This is a genomic window from Romboutsia lituseburensis (assembly GCF_024723825.1).
GTDB classification, from domain to species: domain Bacteria; phylum Bacillota; class Clostridia; order Peptostreptococcales; family Peptostreptococcaceae; genus Romboutsia_F; species Romboutsia_F lituseburensis_A.
On record NZ_JANQBQ010000001.1, the window covers coordinates 3,400,812 to 3,419,270 of the forward strand.

The following is an 18,459-nucleotide window of genomic DNA, read 5'->3' on the forward strand; positions in this document are numbered from 1 at the left end:
TTTGGGGTTGGAAAATTTTATTTTTTAATACTTAAAAAATACAAAAATAGATATAGTAAAAAAGTTTTAATTACTTAAATTTAATCTTTGAATTTAAAAATTACATAATATAAAAAGAAGATTAATGAGGGGGACTCACAATATGAAAAACATGAAAATTGGAAAAAAATTAGGTGTATGCTTTTTTGTATTATTACTTATAACAGTAATTGCAAGTGGGAATGCACTGTATAATTTAAAAAAGGCAGGATCATTAAGTCATGATTTATTTAAAGGGCCTTATCAATTGACTAATCAATCTATGGGAATACGTAGAGATTTGGCATCAATGGATCAAAATCTTGCGTATGCGCTTCTTTCAGAAAATCCAACAGAAGCTAGTTATGAAAGTACAATAGTAGAAAATTTTAACAGTATAAATGAAAGAGTAAAAATAATTCGTGAAGATCCATCTGCAGATCAACAATTAGTTAATGAACTAGAAAGTTCTGTAGCACAATTAAGACAAGAGTATGAAAAAGCAAATACATTTATAAAGGCAGGTGACTTTAAATCAGCAAAAGATTTAGTAATAAATGAAGGCCTTGCGTACTATCAAACGTATGATAAATGTGTGAAAAATGCAATGAATTTATATGAAAATGCAGAAAACAAAGGAGTAGAATTTGATGGAGGAGTCAAATCTACAGTTACAAAATCATGGATTGCTTCTTTATCTATGAGTATATTTAGTATAGTTTTAGGCGTAGGTATATGTATATTTATAACAAGAGGTTTAAAGAAGCCTATTGAAGAAATAGAAATCGCTGCAAATAAAATGGCAGAAGGTGACTTTGATATAGAAATTGATTATGAGTCAAAAGATGAATTAGGAAACTTATCAAATAGTATGCGTCAAATGAGTGATAAAATCAATGAAGTTATACATGATACAGTGGATGTTTTAGGTGAAGTAGCATCTGGAAACTTTGATGTAGAAACTAAGGTAGAGTATATAGGCGTATTTAAAAATATTGAAAAGTCAGTAAATAGAATAACAAATGATTTAAGTGGAACAATGTCACAAATAAATACTGCTGCAGAAGAAGTAGGAGCTGCATCAGATCAAGTTGCAAGTGGATCACAAATGCTATCACAAGGAGCAACAGAACAAGCAAGTTCAATACAAGAATTATCAGCAACAATAATGGATATATCTGAGAAAATCAAAAATACTGCTAAAAATGCAGGAGAAGCTAATAGATTAACATTAAGTGCTGGACATGAAGTAGAAGAAGGAAATGCACAAATGAAACAAATGGTAAGTGCAATGGAAGAAATCTCATTTACATCAAATGAGATAGGAAGAATAATAAAGACAATAGATGACATAGCATTCCAAACAAATATATTAGCACTTAATGCAGCAGTAGAAGCGGCAAGAGCAGGAAGTGCAGGTAAAGGATTTGCAGTAGTAGCAGATGAAGTAAGGAACCTAGCAGCAAAATCAGCAGAAGCAGCTAAAAACACATCTACACTTATAGAAAACTCTATAAAGGCAGTAGATAATGGAACTGAAATTGTAAATCATACAGCTGATTCTTTACAAAAAATAATAGATACGACAAATCAAACAATTAGAATTGTTGATGAAATAGCTAAAGAGTCTGAAGAACAAGCAGATGCTATATCTCAAGTAACATTAGGTGTAGAGCAAATATCAGCAGTAGTACAAACAAATTCAGCAACATCAGAAGAAAGTGCAGCAGCAAGTGAAGAATTAAGTGGACAAGCTCAAATGTTAAAATCACTTATAGAGAACTTTAAATTAAAAGATGATAGAAATGGTTATAAATCTATAAATTTTGATTCAGATTCAAATGATTATTTCGCTAAAAATGAAATATAAAAGATTTTATGAGGATAACTGTTAATTAGGGAAGCTATTAAGCTTCCTTTTTTTGAGCAACGGACGAAGTCATTGGCGACATGAGCAAAGCAAATTTTTGTATAAATAAATCAAAGAAATCATGTATTTAATAAAACTGATGAAATTTGACAGCATAAGAAAATATATTACATAAAATATAAAGTAATTACATATTTATCCGTATAAAAAAAGTAATAAATTGTTTAGTAACAAAATAATTAGTAACTTTTAATATATATGCTTAAAACAATAATGGAGGGAGTTTTAGGATATATATTGGAATGAAGATAGAATAGCTTTATAAAATAGTAGTATTATTTTGTAATTAACAAAAACTTTAAGAAGTAAAATATGTAATAAAATTAAGGGAAAATATAAAGTTTGAGTTTTATACTAAAAAAAATTAAAAAATTTATTATGGTTAAAATGGTTTTAATATTTTTATTATAGTTTTTTAAAATTGGGTTATTTAAATTTATTTATTTAAATATAAGGTATTATATTATCTAATTTAAAGTGCATGGGAGGCATTTATATGAAAAATATTAAAATAGGTAAGAAAATTGGTATATGCTTTATTGTACTGCTTATGTTTACAGCTTTAGCAAATGGTAATGCAGTATATAACCTGAAAAAATCAGGATCATTAAGCCATGAATTATTTGAGGGGCCGTACCAATTAACTAATCAAGCTATGTCAATTCGTAATAATATAGTAGGGATATCAAGATATATTAATGGTTCATTTGCAGATAATGACCACGAGTCACATAGAGTGAAAATTTTAGGAGAGTTTGATAATATAGCGAAAAGTTTGGAGACGCTTCGCAGCAATCCTGAAAGTGATAATGTTACAGAGAACATAAATAATATTGAAAGTTTAACTAGTCAATTAAAGCAAGAATATGAAAAAATATATCAGCAAACTAAACAAGAAGGGTTTAGTGGTTTATTAATTGATATAGATATAAGTACATATGCTAATATATTTGGAAAAATTAGCAAAAACTCAGATGACTTATATGAAAAAGCACAAACTATTGGTGTTGAATTTGATAAACAAGTAGCATTAAGCGTTGCAAAATCAAGATTTATATCTACAACACTTAATACTTTAAGTATAATATTTGGTCTATTTGTATGTATATATCTTACAAAACATTTAAAAACACCAATAGAGCAAATAGAAGCTGCTGCAAATAAAATGGCAGAAGGTAATTTTGATATAGAAATTGATTATGAAGCAAAAGATGAATTAGGCAACTTATCAAATAGTATGCTTCAAATGAGTGAAAAAATAAAAGATATAATTAATGATACAGTACATGTTTTAGGAGATGTTGCTTCAGGAAACTTTGATGTAGATACTAAAGTAGAATATATAGGCGTATTCAAAGCAATAGAAAAATCAGTAGATAAGATAACAAATGATTTAAGTGAAACAATGTCACAAATAAATTTAGCATCAGAAGAAGTAGGAGCTGCATCAGACCAAGTTGCAAGTGGCTCACAAATGTTATCGCAAGGAGCAACAGAACAAGCAAGTTCAATAGAAGAATTATCAGCAACGATAATAGATATATCTGAAAAAATTAAAAATACTGCAAAAAATGCAATAGAGGCTAATAGTCTAACATTAAGTGCAGGACATGAAGTAGAAGAAGGAAATGCACAAATGAAACAAATGATAAGTGCAATGGAAGAAATATCATTTACATCAAATGAGATAGGAAGAATAATAAAGACAATAGATGATATAGCATTCCAAACAAATATATTAGCACTTAATGCAGCGGTAGAAGCAGCAAGAGCAGGAAGCGCAGGTAAAGGATTTGCTGTAGTAGCAGATGAGGTAAGAAACCTAGCAGCAAAATCCGCAGAAGCTGCTCAAAACACGTCTACTCTTATAGAAAATTCTATAAAAGCAGTTGAAAATGGAACTAATATAGTAGACAATACAGCCAAGTCACTTAATAGAATTATTGATACAACAAATAAAACTATTGAAATAGTTGATGAGATAGCTAAAGAATCAGAAGAACAAGCAACTGCAATAGCACAAGTAACATTAGGTGTAGAGCAAATATCAGCAGTAGTACAAACAAATTCAGCAACATCAGAGGAAAGTGCTGCAGCAAGTGAAGAATTAAGTGGACAAGCTCAAATGCTTAAATCACTTATAGAAAACTTTAAATTAAAAGGTCAAAGATCATCTAATAAGTCTGTAAATTTTAGAAATGATGAAAGTAGTTATTTTGCTATGAATGAGTTTGAGTAAAAAATGGAAGCTTTTAGGCTTCCATTTTTAAAAATTAAATATAAAAGAATGTTTAAATATATTTTTATAAATTATAAAGGAGAAAAAATATGAGCGGCGTAGATTCTATGGTTGAATTTTATGTATATGAAAATATGCAATTACTAGAACAATTAGAAGAAATTTTACTTGGCGGTCAATCAGATGATGGTGGATTAGAAAGTGAACAAATAGAAGAAATTTTCCGTGTAATGCATACCATAAAAGGTGCATCAGCTATGATGGGATATGAAAGTTTAATGCATATTACTCATAGTATAGAAGATGTTTTCGATGAAATACGTAAAGGTAGAGAACTTTCTTATGATAAATGGGAAGAGGTTATAGATGTTACTTTAGCAATTACAGATTTCTTGAAAGAAGAAATAAATAATGTTCAAGAAGGACTATTTCCTGAAGCTAGCATAGATGAACTTCATGAAAGAGTTATAAAGTTATTAAAAGAAGAAGAAACTGCAGAACAAAATTTAGAAATAAATTTCCCAGGAGAAGAAAGCGCGGAAAGTAATACTGTAAAATTAGAAAAAATAGATGGACAAACTCAGTACCATGCAAAGGTCCTATTTGAAAGTGGATGTGGTATGGAGTCAATTAGAGCACTTGGATTAATGGTATCTATAGAAGGATTATGCTCTAGTCTAAAAACTATTCCAGAAGACTTAAACAGTGATTGTGATAAAGAAATTGTTGAAAATGGTTTTGAGTTATATCTATCTACAGAAAAAGAAAGAGCAGAAATAGAAAAGTGCATTGAAGAAACTATGTTTTTACAAAGTTATGACCTTGTAGAAATTAAAGAAAAAGAGCAAGAGCCAGCTAGTAGCACTACAGAAAATGCTATTGCGGAAGTTGCAATTACTAGTGAAGATGTACATGAAGAAAATTTAGATAAAAATCAAGAAGTTGTAAATAATGAAGTAAATAAAATAAATGAAGCGCTAAATAAAGAAAAATCAAATGAATTACAAAAAGATAATAAAAAATCAGATTCACCTAAAAAAGAAGCTAAATCTCAAAATAATCAAGCGCACTCTAATAAAAACAGCTATTTAACTGTTAATATAAGTAAAGTTGATATGTTAATGAATTTAGTTGGAGAGATAGTTACAACAGAATCTATGGTAGAAAAACAATCTCAGTTAGAAAACTTTGATAGGGATATGTTTGAAAAACAAGCTAGAAGATTACATCAATTAACAACAGAACTACAAGATGTTGTAATGTCTATACGTATGGTACCTATTTCTTCAACATTTACAAAAATGCAAAGAGTTGTAAGAGATATGTGTAAAAAAACAGGTAAGCACGTTGATTTAGTATTAGTTGGAGAACAAACAGAAGTAGATAAAACTATACTAGAAAATATATCAGATCCACTAATGCATATGATAAGAAACAGTATGGATCACGGTATAGAAATGCCAGAAGATCGTATAGCAAAATCTAAGCCAGAAAAAGGAACAATTACATTAGAAGCTAAAAATACAGGTGGAGATGTAGTAATAGTTATAAAAGATGATGGTAAAGGATTAAATAAAGAAGCTTTAGTTAAAAAAGCTATTGAAAAAGGAATAACTAATAAAAGTTTAGATGAAATAAGTGATAAGGAAGCATATAACTTTATATTAGCTCCAGGTTTCTCAACAAAAGAAGCAGTAACAGAGTTCTCTGGACGTGGGGTGGGTATGGACGTTGTTCATACAAACATACGTAAGTTAAGAGGTTCTATAAATATAGACAGTGAAGAAGGCAAAGGTACTATGATAATAATTCGTATACCTTTAACGCTTGCTATAGTAGATGGTATGAAAGTTCAAATAGGTGATGAAATATACATAATACCATCACTTAATATAAAAGAAGTATTTAGACAAGGATCATATGAGATAGTTCAAAATCCAAATGGAGAAGAACATAGTATCATAAGAGGTAATTGTTATGAAATTAAAAGATTATCAAATCTATTAGGTATAGAAAGTGAAAAATCTGATGAAGGTATTATGATTTTAGTTGAGTCTGAAATGGGTAATGTGTGTATAATAGTAGACCGTATAATAGGTCAGCAACATGTTGTAATAAAACCGATACCTACACTGTTAACGCAATTTGACAAAGTTCAATCTCACATGTCAGGTTGTTCAATACTAGAAGATGGTTCTATTAGTTTAATATTTGATGTAAATGCCATCATTAGTAGGTAGAAGATATTAACAAATTTGACACAGTTACTATAGACCAAACTATTTAAATTTCTAAGAAAAAAATAGACATAAATGAATTAAGACATTAAGGGTATTTAAAAGGAGATATAGTCTATGGAAAAAAATAAAAAAATAAAAGTATTAGTAATTGATGATTCTAGCATATTTAGACGTGTTATATCAAAGTATCTTCAAGAGGATCCAGAACTAGAGGTTGTAGATACTGCTAAGGATTCATATGAAGCTAGAGATAAGATATTACAGTTAAGACCAGATGTATTAACATTAGATATAGAAATGCCAGGAATAAATGGAATAGAATTTTTAAAGATATTGATGGAACAATTTCCTATTCCTACAATAGTTATAAGTGGAGCAGATGGAAGATGCTTCGAAGCTATAAGTGCAGGTGCAGTTGGATTTGTTGATAAACCAACTGCAACTACAATGGATGAATTTTCAAAAGATCTTGCAACTAAAATAAAGGAAGCATCTGTTGCAAAATTAGAAAAAAAGAAAAATATTAAATATGCTCAATCTCAATCAGTTGACTCAGTTAAGCCAAGAGCTACAACAAGTAGTAGCGTTGCAAAAAGGGGATATAACAACAAAGAAGTAATAGCTATAGGTGCATCTATGGGAGGCGTAGAAGCTATAAGTAAATTATTAAAGCAATTACCATCAGGATTACCACCAATAGTTATTACACAACATATGCCACCTATATTTACAAAAAGATATGCAGAGAGACTAAATAAAGAGTGTGTGATTAACATATGTGAAGGTAGAAATGGACAAGAACTATTAAGTGGATATGCATATATTGCTCCAGGTGGACTTCAAATGGGAATTGCAAGAAAAAGCAATAAATATGTGTTAGAAATTAAGTCGGGAGAAAAGATTAGTGGCCATTGCCCATCAGTAGATTATTTATTTGATTCTGTAGCTCAAGCAGCTAAAGATAATGCAATAGGCGTAATTTTAACTGGAATGGGTCATGATGGTGCTAAAGGTCTTCTAGGAATAAAAAAAGCAGGCGGTTATACTCTTGGCCAAAACAAACACTCATGTGTAGTTTATGGAATGCCAATGGCGGCTATGAATATGGGTGCAGTTTGCAAAGAAACGTCTTTAGATATGATGCCAAATGCAATTTGGAATCAGTTAAAAAGAATGCAAACAAAAGTATAATCTAATGAATAGATAGAAAGAGGTTATATATGGAATTTGGATGCGATAAATTGAATGTATTTCGAGAAATAAGTAATATAGGATCTGGAAATGCATCTACTTCATTATCTATGATGGTAGATGAAATAGTAAATATTGGTTTACCAAATGGTGAAATGGTTAAATTTTCAGACATAACAAATAGTTATACTTCAGCAGAAGAATTAGTTGTAGGAGCGGTATTAGAGCTTTCAGAAGATATAGATGGATTTGTTATGTTTATTATGAAAGTTGATTCAGCTTTTAATTTATTATCAAAAATAACTAAACAAGAAATTAAATGTGATAGAAATGATTATGAAGGTGTTTGTAAAGAGTTAAGTTCAATAGGAGAAATATGTAATATACTTTGTGGAGCGTATTTAACATCAATATCAGAGATGACAAACTTAAGCATAATACCATCAGTACCGTATTTTGCTGTAGATATGGTTGGAGCAATAATGAATTTACCAGCTGCAATATATGGACAAGTTTCAGACTCGATACTATGTATAGAAACAGACTTCTTTACAAGAGATAAGCAAGTAGAAGGCAAATATTACTTTATTCCTAAAGTTGATTCATGTGAAAAGTTATTATCAGCATTAGGATTTGGTATTTAGGAGTGTAATTAATGGAAAATGTTATAGTAGGTATAGCAGATTTTAAAATTGTAAAAGCACCTAATCAAATAATGACAGTAGGGTTAGGTTCTTGCTGTGGTGTTGTACTTTATGATGAAATAAGTAAAGTAGCAGGACTAGTTCATGTTTTGCTTTCAGATTCGAAATTTGAAAAAAGTGTAGTAAATAAAGCAAAATATGCAGATTCAGGAATTAATTTATTATATCAAGAAATGATAAAGGCGGGTGCAAATGCTAGGTTTATAAGAGCTAAATTAGCAGGTGGTGCACATATGTTTAACTTTAAAAATACAGGAAATAGTATATTTACCATTGGAGAAAAAAATGTAAAAGCATGTAAAGAAACATTAGCTAAATTAAATATCGCTATTGTTTCTGAAGATGTTTTAGGAACTTGTGGGAGAACTATTGTATTTGACACTGCGACAAGTAAATTACGTATTAAAAGTGTTGGAAAAAGTGAAAAGTATATCTAAAAGGAGGATGTATTTTAGTGAACGAAAATGAAGAGATAGTAGAGGGTAAGATAGATAATTTATACATGGTATTTATTATAGATAACAAAAAATATGCATTATCATCAAAATACATTATAGAAATTATAGAAATGCTACCATTAACAAAAGTTCCATTCATTCCTAAATACATTAAGGGAATTATAAACTTAAGAAGTACAATAATTCCAGTAATGGATGCTAGAATGAGATTTGATTTGGAGCCTATTGAATATGATGAAAGAACTTGTGTAATTATAATTGAACATCAAGGAAATACAATAGGTTTAATAGTTGATGCAGTAAATGAAGTTATAAATATATCGGATAATCAAATAATGAAGACAACATCAAATAAAGATGGTATAGCTCAAAACTTTATAAGTGGTATTAGTGAAATAAACAATGAAGTTCAGTTAATATTAGACTGTAATTCATTAGTAGAAATTATAGGGGATATGAATTATGAAATTAACGAATAATGACTTTATGCGTTTAAAAAACTTTATGTATAATAACTATGGCATAAATTTAGAAAATAAAAGAACATTAATTGAAACTAGACTACTACTTGTTGTAAAGCGTTTAGGATTTACGGATTTTAAAAGCTATATAGATGCTTTAATACAAGATAGAACAGGAGAGCAAGCTTCAATTTTAGTAGAAAGACTTACTACTAACTTTACATATTTTATGCGTGAAGAAATGCATTATGAATTTTTAAAAGATGAAGTTTTTGCAAAAGCCCTAAAAAAACCAACAGTAGGAGGTTTGAAAATATGGTCAGCAGCTTCGTCTACAGGAGAAGAAGCATATTGTATAGCTATGTTGGCATCAAGTGTATTTGGTATAAATACAAGATCAAAAATAGCTATAACAGCATCTGATATATCTAACAATGTATTAAAACAAGCAAAACTAGGTGCTTATTCACCAGATAAAATAGCAAAATTACCACAACCATGGGTTAAGAATTACTTTAAAAAGATAAATGAAAAAAATTATGTAATTAATGATAGTATAAAAAGCTTAGTTGAATTTAAATATTTTAATTTAAATAAGGATATAGGATGGGAAAGACGTAAATATGATGTTATTTTCTGTAGAAATGTTATGATTTATTTTGATAATCCTACAAAAGAAAAATTATGTAAGAGACTTTATGAAGCTCTTAAACCGGGTGGATACTTAATAATTGGACTATCAGAAAATTTATCGAATTTACAAAATAATTTTGAACGTATAAAACCATCAGTATATGTAAAAAAATAGAGAAAATTTAAATAAAGATTTTGTAAGAATTTAAATTTTTAGGTATAATAATTAGTGGATAAATTTAAAAATAAAAATACTAATTTTGATATATCTAGTGCTAGTATAAAGCTATATAAGAGCATTATTTTAAACTAGGTAAAAGACTAAAATTAATAACATGGAGGAACAAAATGAAAAAAGTATTAATAGTTGACGATGCAGCATTTATGCGTATGTCTATTCGTAACATGATTTCAAAGCATGGGTTTGAAATAGTTGGAGAAGCTGAAAATGGATTAGTAGCAATAGAGAAGTACAAAGAGCTACAACCAGATATAGTAACAATGGATATAACAATGCCAGAAATGGATGGATTAGAAGCATTAAGAGAGATAAAGAAAGTAAATCCAGCGGCAGCAGTAGTAATGATATCAGCTTTAGGACAAGAAGCAAGAATGAAAGAAGCTATAATATATGGAGCAAAAGGATTTATAGTAAAACCTTTCAAAGAAGAAATGTTAATATCTGCTTTATCTAAGTTATAATACCAACTGCTAGGCTTGAGCAACGGACGAAGTCGTTGGCGACAGAAAGTTGTAGCGCCCACGCAGTGGCTTAAGCGAAGCGACTTTTTTATTAATATACATAAACATTAATTAAATTAGCAATTAACAAAAAAGGAAGCATATGCTTCCTTTTTATTGCGTATAAGGGCATATAGTAGATAAATACTTTAGCATAATTAGTATTTATAATTAACATAAATTGACTTGATTAGTAAACTGTTTATACAAATTCTAAAATTTGTAATAAAATCTTAAGAATTTAGTTAAGAAAATCTTAAGATTTATATTGTATTATAATAGTATAAATTAACAAAGGTTTTAACTGGTAAGATATATAATTAATATAGTAAATTAAAATTTTACCAATTGATAGATTTATCTAAAAATAAACGAATTATATTGTATAATAGTAATTGTGAGTAAAAGTACATAAATCTAACAAATGACATGATTATAATAAGTTAAATAAATTATAAAAGTACTAAAATATAAATGGTTAATGGTGGTGTTAAAGATTGGATACAAAGTTGAAAAATTTTAGTGGGAAGATAATAAAAGAAAAAAGTTTAATTTTTAATTTGATTTTAATTTTATCAATATTTATGGTATCACAGGTTATAGGGGTGATCATATGTTTTAAATTCTTTAGTCATAATTTACTTTTAACTTTAGTCAGTTTATTTGTTATAAATTTTATAATGTATAAAGTAATGAGAAAACTTTTAATTTTATAAAATTTAAATTATACACAAAAAGGTATTATAAATTAAATAATGATATTACTCAACAATAAAGTTCTTTTTATACAAAAATAAGAATTACTTGTCTAAATTTGATATAATTAAAATTAACATCACAATTTGGGGAGGTTACAAAATGATTAAATTTATAGCAACGGATATGGATGGAACTTTATTAAATAGAAATAATGAAATTCATGATGAGTTTTTTGATGTATTTGAAAAGTTAGAACAAAATAATATAATATTTGCAGCAGCAAGTGGAAGACAATATTATAATTTAGCTAAGCGTTTTGAATCTATAAAAGATAGAATGATGTTTATCGCAGAAAATGGAACTTTTGTAGTATATAAAGATGAGGAATTATTTATAAATGCACTAGATAAATGTGTAGCAAGAGAACTTATACAAATCGGAAGAACAATAGATAATTCATATGTAATCTTATGTGGCAAAAAAGCTGCATATGTAGAAAGTGATAATGAAGAGTTTATAAAAGAAGTATCGAAATATTATGAGAGATATGAAATTGTTGAAGATGTAAATCAAATAGATGACGATATATTAAAAGTAACTATTTGTGACTTCTCGGGATCTGAAAATAATAGTAATAAATACTTTAATGATTATAGAGAGAACCTTCAAGTGACGATATCAGGTGAAATTTGGTTAGATATCACTGCAAAAGGAGCCAATAAAGGCGTTGCCATTAAAGCACTTCAAGAAAAGTTAGGTATAAATTTTGAAGAAACAATGGTATTTGGAGATTATCTAAACGACTTAGAAATGATGGGTGCAGCTTATCATAGTTATGCTATGGAAAATGCACATGATGACTTAAAAAAGGTTGCTAGATTTAGAGCTAAAAGTAACGATGAAAATGGAGTAGTAGAAGCTATTAAAAACAACATAGCTATATAACAAATTTAGATTTAATTGATATAAATATAAAAAGATGTAGATTACTTACATCTTTTTTTTTATTATGGTAATATATAAATCAAAGAGTACTTAGGAGGGATTATGAGAAAATTATTAGCATCTGATGTAGATGGAACATTATATGTAAATGATGGTATACATGAAAAAAGTATAGAGTATATCAAGAAGTTTAGAGAAAATGGACATGCCTTTTTATTATGTACAGGAAGAAATTTTGGTGGAGTTAAGCATTTAGTAAAAGACTATAATATTGAAGCAGATGGATATATATTATGTAATGGTGCTGTAGTACTAGATAAAAATCTTGAAGTTATTTATAGTAAAGATATTTCAGATGACATTATAAAAAAAGTATTTGAAGACTCAAAAGACAAAGAAAGTTATAACTTTTATTTCGCAGACAGTGAAAATTTATATATAGTAGATGGATATTTTAATAATCCTGTATTAGAAATAGATGGTATGGAAGAACAATGGAATGTAACTAGAATAACAGAAGATGAGTTTTATTCTAATAAATATAGTGCAAATATTATAGGACTTGAAATAAGAAATAAAGATATAGAAAAAACACAAGAAAAAATAGCAGACATAGAAAGTAAACTGGGTGATAGTTTAAGTATATATAGAAATAAATATTTTATAGATATAGTTCCTAAGGATATATCTAAAGCAGAAGGTATCTCAAGAGTATTAGAAAACTATGGAGTTCATGAAGATGATGTATTTGTAATAGGAGACTCTTGGAATGATTTAAGTATGTTTGAAAGATTCAATAAAAATTCATATACTTTTAGTTATGCAGAAGAAGAATTAAAACAACATGCGAGTAATGTAATAGATGAGTTTCATAATTGCTTAGAAGTTATAATAAAATAGTGTTAAGATAAGTAAAGAGTATATTGAAATTAGTTTTTGTACTAAAGAAATAATTTTGATATATTCTTTTTTTGTCATTAATTAATGATAGGGCATATATCTATAAGCTAATTATTTAAGATAGTTATTTTTATAAAATCAGAAAATTAACAATATTATATATTTAAAAATGATAATCTTGGGGTAGTTTTATTATATAATATAAATTGACAGTAATAATAAAATATCAATATTATGGAGGATTAAATTTGAGTATACTTAGCCTTAAAAATGTAAAATATTCTTTTGAAAATACCAACATTTTAAATGGTATAGATTTAAACATATCAAAAGGAGATTGTGTATCAATTATAGGTACTTCGGGATCTGGTAAAAGTACTTTATTAAAACTTTGTTCAGATCTTATAAGTCCAACAAGTGGGAGCATTTCGTTTTATGAAAGAAATTATAATTCATATGAACCTATAAACTTAAGAAAACAAATAAGTTATTGTGTTCAAATACCTTATCTATTTGGAGATACAGTTTATCAAAATCTATCTTATCCCTTTAAAATTAGAAAACAAGAAGTTAATAAAGATAAGATAATTAAATTTATGGAAAAGTTAAATTTAGATGAAAGTTATTTAGAGAAAGGCATAAATTCTTTATCTGGTGGAGAAAAGCAAAGAGTAGCTCTGATAAGAAATTTATTGTATAAGCCAGAAATATTACTTTTGGATGAAGTTACATCAGGGTTAGATTCTCAAAATGCTAAAATAGTTCAGGATTTAATAAAAGATTTAAATGAAGATGGTGTAACTGTTATGTGGATAACTCATAGTTTAGAGCAAAGTGAGTCTATATTTAATAAAAGAATTCAAATAGAGCAAGGGAAGATAGTAAAAGAGGAGATTTTAAAATAATGGATACATTATCATTAATAATAGCGTCAGTTTTAATCATTATACCAATATTCATATCTTATAAAGAAAAGCTTGGGCTAGAAAAAGAAATTATTATAAGTATGATTAGAGCAATTATTCAATTAGTTATAGTAGGATATATATTAGAATTTATATTTGGTCAAAAAAGCCCTGTATTCACAATTTGTTTAGTGTTAATTATGATAATAAATGCAGCACTTAATACTAAAAAAAGAGGAGAAGGAATTAAAAACTGTGAGTTTATTTCTTTTATATCTATAATAGTAGGAACGACTATTACTCTTTCAGTTCTTGTAGTATCAAAAGCTATAGCATTTGTACCAAATGAAATAATACCAGTAGGGGGAATGATAATAAGTAACTCTATGGTAGCTATAGGATTAGCATATAGAAATTTAAATATGAGTTTTAAAAATAGAAGAAGTGAAGTAGAGGTAAAACTATCTCTAGGAAGTGATATAGGCGATGCATCTAAAACAATAATTAGAGATAGTATCAAAATGGCAATAATACCTACAATTGATTCAGCTAAAACTCTAGGAATAGTATCTCTTCCTGGAATGATGACAGGTCTTATATTAGGTGGAGCATCACCTCTTATAGCAATAAAGTTTCAGATTATGGTTACATTTATGATATTATCATCAGTTTCTATATCAGTAATATTAGCTACATATATGGCCTATAAAGACTTCTTTAATGAAAGAAAACAACTTAAAATATAATTTCATTATATTTAAAAAACGTAGAATTTAATTTATAAAATTCTACGTTTTTTTGTGTATTAAATAATCTAAGATAGATTTTATGCTAAAATTAAATTAAGCAATATTAACATAACATTAAGGGGGAAGGGTTATGGGGATTTATTTAGATAATGCAGCAACATCATATCCAAAGCCAGAAATAGTAGCAAAATCCATGTATGATTTTATGATAAATAATGGGACAAGCTCAGGAAGAGGCTCTTATCAAAAAGCTATGCAATCAGATTTTTTAGTATATGAAACTAGAAAGTTAATAGGAGATTTATTTAAGTTCAAGGATTATAAAAAAGTAATATTTACATCTAATGTAACCGAATCTTTAAATTTAGCATTAAGGGGAATTTTAGAAGAAAATGATCATGTAATAACAAGTAGCTTAGAACATAATGCTGTATGGCGATGTTTAAAAACTTTAGAAAAAGAAAGAAACATAACTATAACAAAAGTTAAGGCTAGTAAAGAAGGATACACAAATCCATTAGATGTAGAAAAGGAAATAAAAGATAATACAAAATTAATAGTATTTAATCATGCATCAAATGTATTAGGTACTATTCAGCCAATAGATGAAATAGGAAAAATAGTTAAGAATAATAATATATTATTTTTGGTAGATGCAGCTCAAACAGCAGGTGTAATAGACATAGATGTAAATAAAAGTAATATAGATTTGTTAGCTTTTACAGGTCATAAAAGTTTGTTAGGTCCAATGGGAACTGGTGGCCTTATAGTAAATTGTGATTATGACATAAAACCTTTAAAGGCAGGTGGAACTGGAGGAGATTCTGCATATGAATATCAACCAGATTATTATCCAAATAAATTAGAAACAGGTACTTTAAATGTAAGTGGGATAGCAGGACTAAAGGAAGCTATCAAATTTATAAATAAAGAAACTATACAAAAAATTCATAAAAAAGAATCAGAAATAGTGAATTATGCAATTGATAAGCTAAGTAATGTGAAAAATATTGAAATATATGGACCTAAAAAAAGTGGTGATATTGTAGGGGTAATATCATTTAATTTAAAAAATAAAAGAGCTGAAGATGTAGTTAATGAACTAGATTTAAAACATAATATAATGCTTAGAGCAGGACTTCATTGTGCACCAAATGCTCATGAATTAATAGGTACAAAGGAAATAGGAAGTATAAGAATAGGAATAGGATATTTTAATGAAAAACATGAAGTTGATACTTTAGTTTATGCATTAAATGAAATACAAGACTAAATGGGGGAATATAAAAATGTATTTAGAAAGTATTGATTTAAGTTTTATCCAACCATGCACAACAGATTCAAAAAGAATAAGAATAAAGGCCAATGTATCAAGAAATATAAGAGATATATTTCCTTACTTAAATACATATTTAAAAACAGGAATTTATAATAAAAAAGCCAATACATTTGTGTTTAACAAGGAACATAAAATTATAACTATGTTTGAAGATAATATAAATGTAGCAAAACTAATAAATGAAACAGAAGCATTTGAAGTATTAGATTATATAAAAGATATTATTAATGAAGTTGATGAAAAAAGAGATAAGATAACTCCATCTGATGAACTTAGAAAATTACCTAGTCCAATAGAAGCTTATGCATATTTACCTAAGTTGAATTGCAAAAAATGTGGTCAAGAAACTTGTTTAGCATTTGCAACCAAATTAATAAAAGGTGAGTGTAAATTAAAGCGATGCTTGCATTTGTATGAAAATGGAAATAAAAGTAACATAGAAAAATTAGAAGATATGGTTTTACTACTTGGGTATGAATTGTAAATATAAATAAATTTATTTAGTTAAAATTTAAAAAGAGTGACTTAATCAAATTAGATTTTAAAGTCACTCTTTTAATTTTGAAAATTTAATTATCCTAATTGCTCCTGTTGTGTATCTGAATAAGTAAATGGTAGGGTATCTAGAGTGCCATCTTTTGGTTTTAGTCTTCCTGGGATGTCCCAACTAAACCATACCCTTCTTGTTTGACCAGTATTTGCCAAGAACTTAAGTCCTTTTAGGTGAAGTTCTTTAGTTTCATTAGGTTCTAAGATAACAGTAGCAAGAACATCTTCTACTTGAGCTTTATCTGGATACTTATAATAGTTATAATCAACACTTAATTTTTGATTTGAATGATTAGTTATAGTTATTACTGGATATCCTAATTTTTCAGTAAGTGCAGTGTTGTTTTCTACTGAAATTTCCCTACTATAAGCAAATGAAATACTAGAAAATAAGAAAATAAAAGATAAAGTTAAAATTAATTTTTTCATAAGAACACCTCCTTATCATAGTTTAATACTTTTTATAAAAAATATTCTAAACATAAAGATAAATCCTAGGGTTGTACATTAATTAAAGATTTTTAACCAAAATTTAACTCAAAAGATTACACAATTTAATGTAAAATGTAATACAATTCAATGTAAATACAAATTAAGGAGTGAAAACATATGTACATCATAATAGCAGGATGTGGTAGAATTGGCTCAAACTTAGCTAAAGACTTATTAGATGATGGGCATGATCTAGTAATAGTTGACAGAGATAAACAAAAGTTGGATTTGTTAGGTACGGGACTAAATGCAACAAGAATACTTGGAATCGAGTACGACTTAGATATTTTAAGAGAGGCAGGGATAGAAAATGCAGATGTATTTTTAGCACTAACGCAAAATGACAGTATAAATATAACTGCATGTCAGGTAGCAAAGGATATATTTAAAGTAAATACTGTTATAGCAAAAGTAGCAGATGTAAGCAAAGAGCATATTTATAAATCATTAAATATACAATATATAAATCCTATAAAATTAGGTATTGATGATTTAAAAAGCAGAATTTAATAAATTGGCTAATATCTTAAAAATTTATAAAAATTATAAAAAGAGGTAGTAAAAATGAAAGTTATAGTAATTGGTGGAGGTAAAGTTGGATTTTATCTTATAAATACACTGAAAAATAAAAAGCATGATGTTACTTTAATAGAAAAAGATAAGGATTTATGCGAAAAAATATCTGATCAAGTTGATATAGATATAATAAATGGAGATGGAACAGATATAGATGTATTAAAAGACGCAGATATAGACGTAGCAGATGTTGTAGCGGCAGTTACAGGAAAAGATGAGGAGAACTTAGTTATTTGCCAGGTTGTTAAAAATAATTTTAATATACAACATACTATAGCTAGGGTTAATAACCCTAAAAATCAACAGTTATTTAAGACTTTAGGAGTAGACAGTACGGTTTGTAGTACTCAAGTAATAACTAACTTAATTGATTGGGAGTGTGAAAGTGAAAAAATAAGGATATTACAAATATTTGAAAGAGGAGAAACAATATTAGCTGAAGTAGATATAGACAAAAAGGCATCATGGTGCGATAAACTAGTTAAAAACTTAGATATACCAGTTAACTGTGTATTAGTATCTGTATTTAGGGACGGGGAGGTAATATATCCTAAGGGCGATACTCTGATAAAAGAAAATGATAAGATTGTTTTAGTAACAGATAGTAATAATATGACAAATGAAGATGGTAAGAATTATTCGAAGTTAGAAAAAGCATTATTTAGACATTAGATTATTGCCATTTAAAAA

18 protein-coding genes are annotated in these 18,459 nt (G+C 27.8%); 17 read left to right on the forward strand and 1 reads right to left on the reverse strand.

What is annotated here, in order from left to right; translation table 11 throughout:
• Positions 1-142 precede the first annotated feature (142 nt).
• From NWE74_RS16380 to NWE74_RS16450, 15 genes are all read left to right on the forward strand, one after another.
• Positions 143-1,888, forward strand: coding sequence for a methyl-accepting chemotaxis protein (locus tag NWE74_RS16380; protein WP_258244041.1), 1,746 nt, complete (start codon positions 143-145; stop codon positions 1,886-1,888).
• Positions 1,889-2,444: 556 nt separating this feature from the next.
• Positions 2,445-4,187: a methyl-accepting chemotaxis protein gene (locus NWE74_RS16385; protein ID WP_258244042.1), complete on the forward strand. Its 1,743-nt coding sequence runs from the start codon at positions 2,445-2,447 to the stop codon at positions 4,185-4,187.
• 89 nt (positions 4,188-4,276) lie between these two features.
• Positions 4,277-6,427, forward strand: a complete 2,151-nt coding sequence (locus NWE74_RS16390) for a chemotaxis protein CheA (RefSeq protein ID WP_258244043.1) — start codon at positions 4,277-4,279, stop codon at positions 6,425-6,427.
• A gap of 114 nt (positions 6,428-6,541) precedes the next feature.
• Positions 6,542-7,618 carry a protein-glutamate methylesterase/protein-glutamine glutaminase gene (locus tag NWE74_RS16395; RefSeq protein WP_258244044.1) on the forward strand — a complete coding sequence of 359 codons (1,077 nt, stop codon included), beginning with the start codon at positions 6,542-6,544 and terminating at the stop codon, positions 7,616-7,618.
• A gap of 29 nt (positions 7,619-7,647) precedes the next feature.
• Complete coding sequence (locus tag NWE74_RS16400; protein WP_258244045.1) at positions 7,648-8,262, forward strand: chemotaxis protein CheC; 615 nt, start codon at positions 7,648-7,650, stop codon at positions 8,260-8,262.
• Between the two features lie 11 nt (positions 8,263-8,273).
• A complete protein-coding gene (locus NWE74_RS16405) occupies positions 8,274-8,759 on the forward strand; it encodes a chemotaxis protein CheD (protein WP_258244046.1) in 486 nt (161 codons plus the stop codon).
• A gap of 17 nt (positions 8,760-8,776) precedes the next feature.
• Positions 8,777-9,259, forward strand: coding sequence for a chemotaxis protein CheW (locus tag NWE74_RS16410; RefSeq protein ID WP_258244047.1), 483 nt, complete (start codon positions 8,777-8,779; stop codon positions 9,257-9,259).
• Positions 9,243-10,049, forward strand: coding sequence for a CheR family methyltransferase (locus tag NWE74_RS16415; RefSeq protein ID WP_258244048.1), 807 nt, complete (start codon positions 9,243-9,245; stop codon positions 10,047-10,049). Before NWE74_RS16410 ends, NWE74_RS16415 begins: the two co-directional genes overlap by 17 nt.
• Positions 10,050-10,222: 173 nt before the next feature.
• On the forward strand, positions 10,223-10,576 hold the full coding sequence (locus tag NWE74_RS16420; protein WP_258244049.1) for a response regulator: 354 nt from the start codon (positions 10,223-10,225) through the stop codon (positions 10,574-10,576).
• An 897-nt stretch (positions 10,577-11,473) separates the two neighbouring features.
• Complete coding sequence (locus NWE74_RS16425; RefSeq protein ID WP_092725711.1) at positions 11,474-12,259, forward strand: HAD family hydrolase; 786 nt, start codon at positions 11,474-11,476, stop codon at positions 12,257-12,259.
• A 102-nt stretch (positions 12,260-12,361) separates the two neighbouring features.
• Entirely contained in the window at positions 12,362-13,159 is a 798-nt protein-coding gene (locus NWE74_RS16430) for a Cof-type HAD-IIB family hydrolase (protein WP_258244050.1), read from the forward strand.
• Between the two features lie 248 nt (positions 13,160-13,407).
• Positions 13,408-14,064, forward strand: coding sequence for an ABC transporter ATP-binding protein (locus tag NWE74_RS16435; protein WP_258244051.1), 657 nt, complete (start codon positions 13,408-13,410; stop codon positions 14,062-14,064).
• Positions 14,064-14,810, forward strand: coding sequence for an ABC transporter permease (locus NWE74_RS16440; protein WP_258244052.1), 747 nt, complete (start codon positions 14,064-14,066; stop codon positions 14,808-14,810). Before NWE74_RS16435 ends, NWE74_RS16440 begins: the two co-directional genes overlap by 1 nt.
• 133 nt (positions 14,811-14,943) lie before the next feature.
• Positions 14,944-16,086: an aminotransferase class V-fold PLP-dependent enzyme gene (locus NWE74_RS16445; RefSeq protein WP_258244053.1), complete on the forward strand. Its 1,143-nt coding sequence runs from the start codon at positions 14,944-14,946 to the stop codon at positions 16,084-16,086.
• Between the two features lie 16 nt (positions 16,087-16,102).
• A complete protein-coding gene (locus tag NWE74_RS16450) occupies positions 16,103-16,636 on the forward strand; it encodes a (Fe-S)-binding protein (RefSeq protein WP_258244054.1) in 534 nt (177 codons plus the stop codon).
• 89 nt (positions 16,637-16,725) lie between these two features.
• Here NWE74_RS16450 and NWE74_RS16455 read toward each other — a convergent pair whose 3' ends face one another.
• On the reverse strand, positions 16,726-17,130 hold the full coding sequence (locus NWE74_RS16455; RefSeq protein ID WP_258244055.1) for a hypothetical protein: 405 nt from the start codon (positions 17,128-17,130) through the stop codon (positions 16,726-16,728).
• Between the two features lie 180 nt (positions 17,131-17,310).
• On the opposite strand from NWE74_RS16455, the gene NWE74_RS16460 reads away from it, so the two are divergent.
• Together NWE74_RS16460 and NWE74_RS16465 are read left to right on the forward strand one after the other, a co-directional pair.
• Complete coding sequence (locus NWE74_RS16460; RefSeq protein ID WP_258244056.1) at positions 17,311-17,703, forward strand: TrkA family potassium uptake protein; 393 nt, start codon at positions 17,311-17,313, stop codon at positions 17,701-17,703.
• Positions 17,704-17,757: 54 nt separating this feature from the next.
• A complete protein-coding gene (locus tag NWE74_RS16465; RefSeq protein ID WP_258244057.1) occupies positions 17,758-18,441 on the forward strand; it encodes a potassium channel family protein in 684 nt (227 codons plus the stop codon).
• The last annotated feature ends 18 nt before the right edge of the window (positions 18,442-18,459 follow it).

Bases quoted from the DNA above. Each gene is read 5' to 3' on its own strand.
- NWE74_RS16380 (WP_258244041.1), top strand. From the start codon at position 143: ATGAAAAACATGAAAATTGGAAAAAAATTAGGTGTATGCTTTTTTGTA.
- NWE74_RS16385 (WP_258244042.1), top strand. From the start codon at position 2,445: ATGAAAAATATTAAAATAGGTAAGAAAATTGGTATATGCTTTATTGTA.
- NWE74_RS16390 (WP_258244043.1), top strand. From the start codon at position 4,277: ATGAGCGGCGTAGATTCTATGGTTGAATTTTATGTATATGAAAATATG.
- NWE74_RS16395 (WP_258244044.1), top strand. From the start codon at position 6,542: ATGGAAAAAAATAAAAAAATAAAAGTATTAGTAATTGATGATTCTAGC.
- NWE74_RS16400 (WP_258244045.1), top strand. From the start codon at position 7,648: ATGGAATTTGGATGCGATAAATTGAATGTATTTCGAGAAATAAGTAAT.
- NWE74_RS16405 (WP_258244046.1), top strand. From the start codon at position 8,274: ATGGAAAATGTTATAGTAGGTATAGCAGATTTTAAAATTGTAAAAGCA.
- NWE74_RS16415 (WP_258244048.1), top strand. From the start codon at position 9,243: ATGAAATTAACGAATAATGACTTTATGCGTTTAAAAAACTTTATGTAT.
- NWE74_RS16420 (WP_258244049.1), top strand. From the start codon at position 10,223: ATGAAAAAAGTATTAATAGTTGACGATGCAGCATTTATGCGTATGTCT.
- NWE74_RS16425 (WP_092725711.1), top strand. From the start codon at position 11,474: ATGATTAAATTTATAGCAACGGATATGGATGGAACTTTATTAAATAGA.
- NWE74_RS16430 (WP_258244050.1), top strand. From the start codon at position 12,362: ATGAGAAAATTATTAGCATCTGATGTAGATGGAACATTATATGTAAAT.
- NWE74_RS16440 (WP_258244052.1), top strand. From the start codon at position 14,064: ATGGATACATTATCATTAATAATAGCGTCAGTTTTAATCATTATACCA.
- NWE74_RS16445 (WP_258244053.1), top strand. From the start codon at position 14,944: ATGGGGATTTATTTAGATAATGCAGCAACATCATATCCAAAGCCAGAA.
- NWE74_RS16450 (WP_258244054.1), top strand. From the start codon at position 16,103: ATGTATTTAGAAAGTATTGATTTAAGTTTTATCCAACCATGCACAACA.
- NWE74_RS16455 (WP_258244055.1), bottom strand. From the start codon at position 17,130: ATGAAAAAATTAATTTTAACTTTATCTTTTATTTTCTTATTTTCTAGT.
- NWE74_RS16460 (WP_258244056.1), top strand. From the start codon at position 17,311: ATGTACATCATAATAGCAGGATGTGGTAGAATTGGCTCAAACTTAGCT.
- NWE74_RS16465 (WP_258244057.1), top strand. From the start codon at position 17,758: ATGAAAGTTATAGTAATTGGTGGAGGTAAAGTTGGATTTTATCTTATA.